The sequence below is a fragment of the Frankia sp. AgPm24 genome, from assembly GCF_023243055.1.
In the GTDB taxonomy this organism is placed as follows: Bacteria; Actinomycetota; Actinomycetes; order Frankiales; family Frankiaceae; genus Frankia; species Frankia umida.
This window is the reverse complement of the sequence record NZ_JALKFW010000016.1, coordinates 1-11,012: the sequence shown is the minus strand read 5'-3', so window position 1 is coordinate 11,012 and position 11,012 is coordinate 1. Positions and strand designations below refer to the sequence as shown.

At 65.9% G+C, this 11,012-nt stretch carries 12 protein-coding genes; 8 read left to right on the top strand and 4 right to left on the bottom strand.

Annotated elements, in window-relative coordinates; genetic code table 11:
* The first annotated feature begins 884 nt into the window (after window positions 1–884).
* Together MXD61_RS04735 and MXD61_RS04730 are read left to right on the top strand one after the other, a co-directional pair.
* Window positions 885–1,682, top strand: a complete 798-nt coding sequence (locus tag MXD61_RS04735; protein WP_248811633.1) for a hypothetical protein — start codon at window positions 885–887, stop codon at window positions 1,680–1,682.
* Between the two features lie 426 nt (window positions 1,683–2,108).
* Window positions 2,109–2,561, top strand: coding sequence for a hypothetical protein (locus tag MXD61_RS04730; protein ID WP_248811632.1), 453 nt, complete (start codon window positions 2,109–2,111; stop codon window positions 2,559–2,561).
* Window positions 2,562–3,213: 652 nt separating this feature from the next.
* Here the strand turns inward: MXD61_RS04730 and MXD61_RS04725 are convergent.
* From MXD61_RS04725 to MXD61_RS04715, 3 genes are read right to left on the bottom strand one after another with little or no spacing between them, the layout of a single operon-like run.
* Window positions 3,214–3,948: a hypothetical protein gene (locus MXD61_RS04725; RefSeq protein WP_248811631.1), complete on the bottom strand. Its 735-nt coding sequence runs from the start codon at window positions 3,946–3,948 to the stop codon at window positions 3,214–3,216.
* Between the two features lie 6 nt (window positions 3,949–3,954).
* On the bottom strand, window positions 3,955–4,545 hold the full coding sequence (locus MXD61_RS04720; RefSeq protein WP_248811630.1) for an AAA family ATPase: 591 nt from the start codon (window positions 4,543–4,545) through the stop codon (window positions 3,955–3,957).
* Window positions 4,535–5,677 (bottom strand): AAA family ATPase, encoded by a 1,143-nt coding sequence (locus MXD61_RS04715; RefSeq protein WP_248811629.1) that lies wholly within the window; start codon window positions 5,675–5,677, stop codon window positions 4,535–4,537. The genes MXD61_RS04720 and MXD61_RS04715 overlap by 11 nt, the downstream gene beginning before the upstream one ends.
* A 215-nt stretch (window positions 5,678–5,892) precedes the next feature.
* On the opposite strand from MXD61_RS04715, the gene MXD61_RS04710 reads away from it, so the two are divergent.
* From MXD61_RS04710 to MXD61_RS04700, 3 genes are read left to right on the top strand one after another with little or no spacing between them, the layout of a single operon-like run.
* Window positions 5,893–6,450 carry a hypothetical protein gene (locus MXD61_RS04710; protein ID WP_248811628.1) on the top strand — a complete coding sequence of 186 codons (558 nt, stop codon included), beginning with the start codon at window positions 5,893–5,895 and terminating at the stop codon, window positions 6,448–6,450.
* Window positions 6,447–7,283, top strand: a complete 837-nt coding sequence (locus MXD61_RS04705; protein ID WP_248811627.1) for an SAM-dependent methyltransferase — start codon at window positions 6,447–6,449, stop codon at window positions 7,281–7,283. The genes MXD61_RS04710 and MXD61_RS04705 overlap by 4 nt, the downstream gene beginning before the upstream one ends.
* A gap of 54 nt (window positions 7,284–7,337) precedes the next feature.
* Window positions 7,338–7,787: a hypothetical protein gene (locus MXD61_RS04700; protein ID WP_248811626.1), complete on the top strand. Its 450-nt coding sequence runs from the start codon at window positions 7,338–7,340 to the stop codon at window positions 7,785–7,787.
* 243 nt (window positions 7,788–8,030) lie between these two features.
* On the opposite strand, the gene MXD61_RS04695 is transcribed toward MXD61_RS04700, so the two are convergent.
* Window positions 8,031–8,438, bottom strand: a complete 408-nt coding sequence (locus tag MXD61_RS04695; protein WP_248811625.1) for a helix-turn-helix transcriptional regulator — start codon at window positions 8,436–8,438, stop codon at window positions 8,031–8,033.
* Between the two features lie 229 nt (window positions 8,439–8,667).
* On the opposite strand from MXD61_RS04695, the gene MXD61_RS04690 reads away from it, so the two are divergent.
* The 3 genes from MXD61_RS04690 to MXD61_RS04680 all read left to right on the top strand — a co-directional run bounded on the left by MXD61_RS04690 (window position 8,668) and on the right by MXD61_RS04680 (window position 10,954).
* Window positions 8,668–9,087, top strand: coding sequence for a plasmid replication, integration and excision activator (locus MXD61_RS04690; RefSeq protein WP_248811624.1), 420 nt, complete (start codon window positions 8,668–8,670; stop codon window positions 9,085–9,087).
* Window positions 9,084–9,383 carry a hypothetical protein gene (locus tag MXD61_RS04685; protein ID WP_248811623.1) on the top strand — a complete coding sequence of 100 codons (300 nt, stop codon included), beginning with the start codon at window positions 9,084–9,086 and terminating at the stop codon, window positions 9,381–9,383. The genes MXD61_RS04690 and MXD61_RS04685 overlap by 4 nt, the downstream gene beginning before the upstream one ends.
* Before the next feature lie 125 nt (window positions 9,384–9,508).
* Window positions 9,509–10,954 carry an FtsK/SpoIIIE domain-containing protein gene (locus MXD61_RS04680; protein WP_248811622.1) on the top strand — a complete coding sequence of 482 codons (1,446 nt, stop codon included), beginning with the start codon at window positions 9,509–9,511 and terminating at the stop codon, window positions 10,952–10,954.
* Window positions 10,955–11,012 lie beyond the last annotated feature (58 nt).

Genomic DNA, 11,012 nt, shown 5'->3' with positions numbered 1-11,012 from the left:
ATCTTCCTCTCCCAACCCGCCCAGGTCATAAGATGATAGCCATCGCCTGACTCACCTCATCTTGACGGGTAGGGCTGCCGGCCATCCCTATACTCAGCCCCCATCCCTCTAGCTATAGGGACACATACAGGGACGCGCAACACGATCAGACCCGCCAACACGACGAAAGTCCAAGTGGGACAGGGTGCGCTCGGAGGGAATCGAACCCCCAACCTTCTGATCCGTAGATATATCTGGATCTTCCGGGAATGTCCGTGGACGTCCGCTGAGCCCGGGAACCTGCCAGGACTCGTCCGCTGGCGTCCGTCCGCGTCCGCCACCGTCCGTCGGCTTGGCTGTCAGCGTGGCTGTCACACTGGGGTGCTCCCGCCTGGCCTGACCGGCACGATCCTGCTTGCCGGTTCAGGGGAAATTCGATCTTGCTATGCACTTCCGGCAGGAGACCACAGACAGTCTCGCCGCTGGCAGGGCGGAACGGGTCGGGCTGTCCGTTGCAACTGGCTCTGTCTCCCGGCCGGCCGCTGGCGTGCCCCCTGCTTGCTCTTCTGCCCCCTGGCGTGCGCGACGACGGGATGCCCACCGGATCACGTGCATGGCTGGACTGCTCAGGTCCCGCCGTCCAAGGCTCTCGACCAGCGGACTATGGGATCTTCGGCGGCTCATCCACGGATGTCCGCGAACGTCCACCGAGGTCCGGCTGTTCAGGTAGGGGCTCGGCGACACCTTCCACCGTCTATGGACGTCTGTGCTCATCGCGGCGGCTGCGGAGGCAGATGCGGCCACTTGTCTCTATCGGTGCCCAGCTTGGTAGCCTGAATGGCTGTCACCTCTGACAGCAGGTCCCGCTTTACGGAGGCTCGATAGATGGTGGCAGATCAATGACTATGAATAATAGTGCCCACGATCTTAGGGTTCAGCTCCGCGAGGCTGAACGCAGAATCGGCGAACATCCCGGCTATCAAGAGCATGCGCGATACACGACACTGGCACGCACATTGAATAACGTTTTTATTCCAAACTGGGATGAGTTGACGACCCTCCTGGATCGCCCCACCAAGGATTTCCTTTTGGCGATGGAATTGGTACAGAATGTCTCCCCCTCAGATATCCAGGAGAAGTATTCCGCAGAGATAGTGCAGCGCCTTCACAATTACGTCGCCGGAACTATGACCTTGGTCGACCACGCGCGGCGCGCCATGCGCAATAGAACAGGAGATATTGCGGGTGAATTTGAGCGCAGAAGGTCGCAAATTTCCTCCCATTTGGAGATCGCTTTCGTGCAGGATTTGCGGAACTTCACCCTTCATAGGGCTCTTCCGCTAATCGGCCACAAGTTGACCATCACCGGAATTAACACGCCTGGCCAGCAGACGGTTAGCGCGATTGAACTTAGCACGAACGATCTCTCGCGATGGGACCGCTGGACGCCGAAGGCAAGAGAATTCATTCAGAACGCAGGAGACGAAATAGCGCTAGGGCCACTCATTGAGCGACACGGAAAACTCGTTGTCGATATAAACTCATGGCTCTACGAATCGCTAAGGGACGCCAACAAATTAGCGCTGGCCGAGGTAGACGATCTAATTGTCAAGCGTAACGCCATACTTTTTGGATCGAGCGTCGAGGATGCCAGGACCAAAACACAAAAAATTACGGAGCGTCGAAGGCCATCCAATAGATGACTATAGATCAGGTTCCCGGTAGGAATCAAGAGTGTGGCCTACCTTGCGATCCCTAGATCTTCCGGGAATTTCCGTGGAAATCCGCTGAGCCTGACCGTCGGCATAAAAATTATCGACGGTTTGCCCGCCAGCGCCCCGGTCTGGGCTGGTTGTGTTAATTTCCAGTCGGATTCGTTACATTTTAGGAGACTCCGAGTTCTCTTGGCGAGAATTTCGCAATATTTCATGAGCTCTCGGGGTTGCGCGACCGCCCGACCGTCCGCGTTGATCTCCACCCGAAAGTAGACCCCGCTCTCTAGCCTGGTGAATAAGTCGGGAGGTTTGACCTCCACTCTTGCCTATCTCTTCTGCAAGAGATTTTGTTACCGTCCTTCGAGTATCAGGATTATCGTATATCTGTTCATACCTTCGAGCAATCTCTGCAAGTTGAACATCAAGTGCACCTCCAGGCTTTCTCCTCCTGGGTTCAGCTTTGATCGCGGCAGACATTCCTGCGATGACAAGTGGCATTTCGTCATCACTCTCCAACTGGTCTCGATCGACTGCGGATTCGCGGATAAACTCATAGAAGTCACGAAGGGCAACTATTGCCGTTTTCATTTCTCGTTCGACCGTGACGCCTCGCACTTTTTTGGGAGTGATGCCTCCGGAGGGTACAAATTTTACGGCGTTCGCGATACCTTCTTGTTCGACACACCAAGTTCCAGGGTCACGCTTGCCGGGATGATTTGGGAAGATTCTAAGCTCTGCGATGATCGGATGACCGTTCTTTGCGGCGAGTCGGAATGCCGCAAGCCAGCCATCTCCAAGATCCGTCTCGTACCACGCCTCATTCTGCCCCCGGACTCCCGGGTAGTCCTGGCGGCAGGTTGGACATGACGAAAATCTTTCCCATGGATGCCACCAGCGATCTTGGACTCGGATTCCCAATTTTGATCATCCATTCAATCGTGAGAGATCGACGCATGCGGCGGCACCGCCGTCGACACTATCTACTCGACTAGTATTCGCGGTCGTGACACGAATGTGAATACTGAGGATTACCTGGCAGCCTTGATCTCATGGCGCTCATGTCCTTCGTCTCGTCCGCCGCTCTGATCGTCCTGGTTCCCGTGCTGCTAGTGGCGATCCGGCCGAGCACCGCAGACCCCATCGCGACCGTGCTGCGAGCCATCGCAGAGGTAGTGAGAGCATTCCGTGGCGGTCACAGATGAGACGGCAAATACGGGCGGACTGTCATGCGACTTGCTCCATCTCCCTGCTGTGCCCTTGTGTGCCCGGCCATACTCGACGTTCTGCTGCCCGGTGTGCGCGACGTGACCGGCCTCCGGCGACGACTCGTCCCATGGCTGGCCACCCGCCGTTGCCGCCCGCTGGCCGCGACGGCTAAAGATCCCGGGGGAATGATCTGCGCGGTGTGGGTGGCGACACGCCGGCGAGCACGGCCGCCTGCGGCCGCGCGCAGCCGCCGCGCGGCGCGGGCCACACCGCCTCTTGATCCTAAAACGAGCAATTCGGCAGGCATAGCGCTTCAGGCTCCCCTGCTCGGGTGTTGGGGTGTGGCCATGGCGAACAGTGCGGCGGTGCGGGCGCCCCGGCCATGCTGGGTGTCGAGATGGTCTTGGGCGGCGTCGATGGCGGCCTGGAGCTCGGTGACGTCGTCCGTCGGGAACGGGTCGGGTAGATGGGTCAGCGGTGCGGTCACGATGCCGTCGGCTCCGGCGGTCAGGCTTTCGGCAATGTGGCGGGCGGTGCCATCCCACAGGGTGAAGTTCGGGCCGGTCTCGGTGCGAAGTGCGGCGATGGTGTCCGGTCGGACCTTGGAGACCTTCGCGGCGGCGGGCAGGACTCCGGCGGTCTGGGCTGCGGCGGCAAGCTGGGGTGTGAGGGTGGTGGGGCTGAATTCGGGGTGGCTGAACAGGTAGCTCGGGCGCGGCAGGCTGGCGAACAGGTTCAGTGCGTCACGGTCGCTGGTCAAGTCCCGTAGGACGACCATCGGGACGACTCCGGCAGCGGTGGCGTGGGTGATGTCGGCGGGGGTCCAACAGCATGCGGTTAGCCGGTCCACCCCGATCGTCTCCGTCCACAGCTCGACGACCGTGGCGCGGTCGGCTTCGCTGGTCTGGTGTCCGCCGGTGGTAGTGCCGGAGAGGATGAACCGGTGCGCCCATGTCCGTGCGGCGCGGCGGGAGTATTCGGCAGTGGTGGGCCTGTCGATGTCTCCGCTGGGCGTGCGGAAGGTCAGGGCAGGAAGCACAAGATGCATGGGCGGTCAGTCCATCGGGTCATACGAATAGACGGTGCCGGTGGAAGGGTCGGTGACGGCGCGGTGGATAAGGTCGGCGACCTGCTTGGGCGACCGGCGGTCGGTCCGTAGAACCAGATCGAACAGATCTGTCCCGGCGGCCTTGTCGAGGTCGGTCGATGTCTCGTCCCACACGGTCAGCCGCGCGTCGACGTCGGTACTCCCGCGCTCGCGGGCGCGGCTTGCGGTCACCTGACGAGGGCACCACAGCAACACCGTCACCCACCGGGCGGGATAGCCAGTGTGCAGGGCTTCGATACCGGCGATCTGGCCGAGGTGCACCACCGGTACCCGGTCGGCGGCGGTGAGTTCGTCCAGGCGGGGCCGGTCGATCGCGTACACGTTCCCGTATCGCTCGTTCGCGTACAGGATCAGCCCCTGCGCCTGGAGGCGGCCGAGCTCGTCGTCGGACGCGACCCGGTAGGGCGCACGAGCATTCGCCCCGACTTTCAGCCGGTCGAAATGCACGTACCGACCGTCCCGGCTGGTCAGGGCTGCGGTGATCGTGTCTTTGCCGGACGCGGGCGGCCCGTAGAGGATGACGGCGTCAGGAGGCATCGCGGATCCGGCTGGCCAGGCGGCGGGCGTGTTCGGCGAGGTTGCTGCGGGCGTGGCGGCTGTTGTCGACCACGTAGTGCGTGCACACCGGCCGCTGGTCGGGGTCGATGGTGGCTACGTACTCGTCCCAGTAGGACAGCTTCCAGGTGTCCCGGGCGGCGTCGCGGGATTCGAGGTAGTCGCGCTGGGAGTCGATGTCACAGCGCAACCAGACGACCGCGATCGCTGCCCCGGCGTTCGCGCACCGCTTCTTCATCCGTTCCAACCACGCCGGGTCGGTCAGCTCACGGACAAACGGCGCAGTCACCACCGTGGGCAAGCCCAACCGCAGGTTGTCGAACGCGGTGTCGAACATCGCCCGGTACTCCAACGGGCGAATCCTGCCCGTGTACGTCTCGCCCTGGCGGTCGTTGGGGTCGGTATCCAGCGAGAGCAACAGGGACTCGGTGAGCGGGCGGCTCATCGTGTCCTTGTCCAGCAACGACCAGCCGGTGATCTCGCAGATGAACCGGGCGAACTCCGTCTTCCCCGATCCCGGGAACCCGGCCACCATCACCAGCGCCGGGGAACCCTCCCGCGGGCGGCCGGAACTCCACGCGCCCAAGACCTTCGATTCCAGGTCGAACGGCGGCAGCTCCACCCGACCGCCCCGACCCGCGGTCGGCGGCTCGATGCACGCGAGTAGCTGGCGAATGGAGTCGGTGACCTCGTCCCGGCGGGGCGCTGCCGGCGGTGCCCCGAACGCTGCCCCGGCCTGCTCTCGCAGGTGGGTAGGAACCCGCAGCGCCTCCCGCGGCGGATGCGGGGCGGCCCCGACCGCTCCGGACGCCTCCCATGGGCGCGGGGCCAGACCGACCATCGCCCCGGGGATCCGCAGACCATCGGCAATGCGCTCAATGACGTCGAGGTCCTCGACCTTCGCCTTGCCCCCGGCGATCCGACTCACCCGCGACTGACTGAACCCCTCGACCGACGAGGCGATCCGATCCTGGCTGACATGATCCCATTTGCGCATGAGCAGGAACGCGGCGCCGAAGTCCCGGCCGCGCAGGGCGGCGGCCATGTCGTCGCGGGCCAGTAGCTCGGCGGAGACGGTGTAGCGCTGCCAGGGGCTGTCTGTGTCGGCGGTCATTCGTCGCTTTTCGGTCGGTGACAGTCGGGGCAATCGGCGTGAGCAGACCAGCACGGTGAGCATAGCGGCGGCATGCCGTGTCGACATCCCAAGCCGGGATCAGGCGGTCAAACGGCGCCGGAACAGCGCTGATCTGCGTGTTCGGCGCTCGTGGGATCGGCGGTGCAATGCCGTGCATCCATGCCGCCTCGACATTCCGTGTTCGGGCGGTGTCGGTGAGTCTGATGGCAGTCGACGCCGTCCGTGCCGAGTCGGCTCCGCGGACGGCGTCGACACCGGATCTCGTCCAGCTCGCGCCGGTAGCCGGCGACCTGGACGGCTCGGCCCTCCCGGCGCCCCGGCGGATGGTGCGCCGGTCACCGATCAGCGAAGGGGATGCGATGAGGGGCGCCGTGCGAACGGAGGAACAGGCCGAACCGGACGTCGGAACGGAGGATGCACGCTCGACGGAGTACATCCCGGCTGACACGGGGCACAGGCCGACAAAGCGGGGCCTGTCTCGGCGGGAGCTGGTGTGCACCCGGGCATCCGGTCAGGACGGATCGGTCGATGACGAGTCGGGGTCGGGCGGCCCGTTGCCTGCGTCGGACGGCGAAGGAAGCGGGCGTCCGGTGGTGTGGGCCGTCGTCATCCGTGGCCAGCGTGGGCCGCTGGTCGGCGTGATCGGGTTCTTCGGTACGCGGTCGGCGGCTCGGATCTACGCCCGGGGCCGGCGTTACCCGGGCGCTTTCGTCCTGCCTGCCATACACGCGGGAGCGGAGATCAGCGGATGACAACTCGTCAGACCGTCGGCGGACGGGATCCGGCCGTCTTCCCGCCGAGTGCGTCACTCGACCCGTCGGTGGCGCATCCCGCCCGGATGTACGACTACTTCCTCGGCGGTAAGGACCATCTACCGGCCGATCGGGTGGCGGCGGAGGCAGTGGTGGCCGCGTCGCCGGACGTTCCCCTGGTGGCGCACGCGAACCGGTACTTCATGACCCGGGCGGCACGGTTTCTGGCGTCGGAGTGCGGGATCCGCCAGTACCTCGACGTCGGAACGGGGTTCCCTACAAGTCCGAACCTGCACGAGGTGGTGCAGGCCGTCGACCCGGCATCCCGGGTCGTTTACAGCGACAACGATCCGGTGGTTCTGGTGCATGCCCGCGCGCTGCTGACCAGCACGCCGGAAGGACGCACCGCCTACCTGGATGCCGACCTGCGCGACCCGGCGCTCATCCTCGACGCCGCGCAACTGCGTGACGCGCTCGACTTCCGCCAGCCGATCGCCCTGTTCCTGGTCGCGGTCCTGCACTTCCTGACCGATGGCGACGATGCGCACGCGCGGGTGCGTTCTCTGGTCGATGCCCTGCCCTCGGGCAGCTACCTCGTCGTCTCGCATGCCACCGGCGATCTCGCACCCTCGACCGTCAACACGATCGTCGACACCTACGCCACCACGGCCGTTCCCCTCGTGCTGCGTCACCTGGCGGCCGTCACTCGGTTCTTCGACGGCACGGACGTCGTCGACCCGGGCGTGGTGCGACTGCCGCTGTGGAAGCCCGACACCCCACCCGCCGACATCCACAAGGTGTGGCTGTACGGCGGCGTCGGGCGCAAGTCCTGATCCGCTCGCGCTTCGGCGGGCGGACACGCGAAATGATCCTTTGGAGGTAGTGGGTTGCTATCCGATCTACGCACGGCAGGCGCGGCGAGTCTCGCCCCGGCGGCAGGGCTGTTCCTACCGGAACTGCACCACCGGCGCGACATCGGTCTGGACCTTGTCCAGGTCAACGGCATCGCCGACCTGTGCCATAGCTACACCCAGAAGCGGGCGACGATCAATGCGCAGATGACCCGGCTCGCCGGTGAACTGCTCGCCGGGATCCTCTCCGGCAGGATCTGCGACGACAGGGCACGCGACGTGATGAGCTCGCACACCGAGACCCGCGGCATCCTGTTCGGCGACGCCGAGACTCTGATGCTCGCCACGCTCGCCGAGGGCTACGCGCTGCTGAGCACCGACCAGGTGGAACGGGCGCTGGCCGTCCGGCGGGGCCAGACCTCGGCCGCCTTCGACGCGGTCGCTGACGCCATGTACGTCGACCAAGCGGTGCCCACCCGCCTGTGAGCCGGTGACGGGCCAACCCCCGACGACACGCCCGTCACCACCGGGAGGACCCGCGCCCGGCCGACCCCCTCGGCGGCACGCGGCACGGGTCCTCCCACCCGAACCACATCCCCATGAACGTGGCCGGTCTCCGTGAGCGCTCCTCACCGGCCACCGCGGCCCCGGATTCCCACCCGATGGATCCGGGGCCGTGCCATGTCCGGGACCGCATGCGTCGGTGCTGCCGGCCACTGGGCAGACGAATCACCTGCGCTGTCGGTCGAGGTCGTCGAGCCGGCGCAGGAGCGCCCGTAGGTCGTCCCGGATGTCGCGGACGCCTTCGAGAATCTGCCGCGTCACCACCGCTGCCTCTTCCCCGTCGCCCTCTGCCGTGACCTGACCGGCGGTGAGCACCCGCACCAGATGGTCGTCCGGCCAGTCCAGAGCGCGGGAGATGGCGGTCAGGGTCCGGGTCCGCACACGCCGCTTCGCGCCGTGCTGGACAAGCCTCAGCGTGGACACGGCGATGCCCGCGCGGTCGGCGAGCTCCTGCTGACTGATGCGCCGGGCGGCCATGCGTTCCGTGATGGCCACGGCCACCGCCGTCCAGTCCTCGCCGTCTGTGTCCCGTCGGCCATCGGGGGCATTCACACCACCGGGACGATCATCCATGGACGGCATGCTAGCGAATAGGCAATGCACCGTCCTGCCCTGGTCAACGCCTATATCGACCCGGCATGGCCTGCATGAGTTCATGCACTGACGACATTCTTCGATCCCGACTGCTCATGCACCGCCGGTATAGCGCTTGATACGCGCTTGTTCGGCGGGGCATTGTCGTTCCGTACCCACCGGGCCGATGCAACGCCCGGTCGGACAGACGACTGAGGAAGGTGGATCCATGGCGGTGCCACGACGGATTCCCGTCGCCTTCGGGGTGGTGTTTCCCGTGGGGGCGTTCGTGGTCGGTGTCGACCCGGTCAACGACTTCGACAAGGTCCGGGCAGGGGTGGCGGACGCACAGCAGCGCGACGAGGAGACCGGAGACCTGGTCTGGCAGGTCAAGGTCATCGACGCCGACCCGGCGGCCCGTAGCAACGAACTCAAGATCCGGATGACGGCGGCGGTACAGCCGGTCCCGCCGGACCTGCTGCCTGGAACTCCGTTCCGGCCGGTGGAGTTCGACGGTCTGTCCCTCACGCCCTACATCGACCGGCGCAACACCGAACGCCCGAAGATCGCCTACTCGCTGCGGGCATCGGACATGCGTGCACCGGGCGCGGCGAACGGTCGGCGTCCGGGTCCGGCGGTGGCGGCATGAACGGCCGTGTCCGGCCGGCACTCGACGGTCTGCGTTCCTCGGCGTTGCTCGGGCTACAGGTCGGCGCGGACTGGTCGGTGCACTGCCACACGTACCCACATCGCTCGCCGATCCTGACGCTTCGGCTCGGGATGATGGGGATGACGATTTCCCCGGCGTTGAACGCGGTCACCTCGGATCAGATCGAATTCGCCTACGCGCTGATCGGCGCGGCAAACGACTACCTCGTGGAGTGCGAACGCATCCGCTTCGCCTCCGACGATGCCGCCGACCCGGCGGAACTCCGGGCGGCATAGGCCACATCCGGCCGGTTCACCTGGGCGGCCCGGACACTCCGGTATCCGGATTCCGGGCCCCCGGGAAATCTTTTCCCGCAACACCTGTCCCTGGTTCGTGCGCTCGAAAAGCGGGTGGTATCGCCATGTCCAAAATCAACGGTGACCAGCGTTTTCCGCGGGTCCCGACCCGTGCTGACAAGATGCGTGTGCCGCTGTGGATGCTGCTGCTGGCCGTGGGCGGCAAGGGGCTGGTGTTGACGGTGCGCTCCTGCTGGCGGCACCGGGTCACGGTCGGCTCGACGCTCGGGACGCTGCTGTTCGTCCATCACTTCGGCCTGCCTGCGCTGGGCATCCTGTTCGGCGGCCTGGCGGTGCTCGCCGTCGTGTGGTGGCGGGTGCATGGCCGGTCGTTCTGGCCGGTGGCCTGGTGGCTGTGCGGACGCGCCCGGCTGACGTTCGTCTACCAGCGGCGATGGAAGCCGGCGATGGTCCACACCGACCTTGCCATCCGCATGCCCACCTCGACCGGCGACCAGGTGACCTTTAACGAGTACTTCCCGCGGATCCGGTCAATCCGCGCGTCCCGATCGGTGGACGTACTGCGGGTGGAACTCCTACCCGGCCAGACCCCCGCGCAGTGGGCGGAGCAGGCCGAAGCGCTGCGGCACGTCTTCCGGGCGCGGCGTTGCCAGGTGCACGGGGAGACGTTCCGCTTCGTCCGGATCTCCTTCCACCGCCACGACCCGCTGACCCGCCCGGTCACCCCGGCTGCGCTCGACGGCTCCGACGGCTCCGACGGCTCCGACGGTGCCGGCCCTGACCCGGCCGGCGCCACCGGTGACCCTTCCCGTCCCGCTGGCTCGTCGGCGGACCTGGGTCAGCTGGTCGCGGGCCTGTCAGCGGTGCCGATCGGCCGCAGCGAGGATGGATCTTCCTGGACGCTGCCCGTGCGCGGCTCCCATGTGCTGATCGCCGGAGCGACCGGGGCGGGCAAGGGCTCGGTGCTGTGGGGGCTGCTGCGCGGCCTGGCCCCGGCGGTCCATGCCGGGCTGGTGGAGCTGTGGGTGTGCGACCCGAAGGGCGGGATGGAACTGGCCTTCGGCCGTCCGCTGTTCACCCGCTTCGCCACCAGCACGGACACCATCGCTGATCTCCTCGACGATGCCGTCGGCCGGATGCAGAAGCGGACGGCGATGCTGGCGGGAAACAGCCGGTTGCACACGCCGACCCCGTCGGATCCGCTGATCGTCGTCGTGGTCGACGAAATCGCGTCGCTCACCGCCTACGTGACCGACCGGGACCTCAAGAAGCGCATCGGCGCGGCGCTGCCGCTGCTGCTGTCCCAGGGACGCGCCCCCGGCGTCGTGGTCATCGCGGCCTTGCAGGACCCACGCAAGGAAGTCCTGCCGTTCCGAGACCTGTTCCCGGTCCGCGTCGCACTGCGGATGACCGAAACCGACCAACCGGACCTCGTCCTGGGCAACGGCGCCCGGGAACGCGGTGCCCGCGCCGAGGAAATCCCCCGCGCCCTGCCCGGCGTCGGCTACGTGCTGCACGACGGCAACCCCGACCCCTACCCGTCAAGATGAGGTGAGTCAGGCGATGGCTATCATCTTATGACCTGGGCGGGTTGGGAGAGGAAGATCG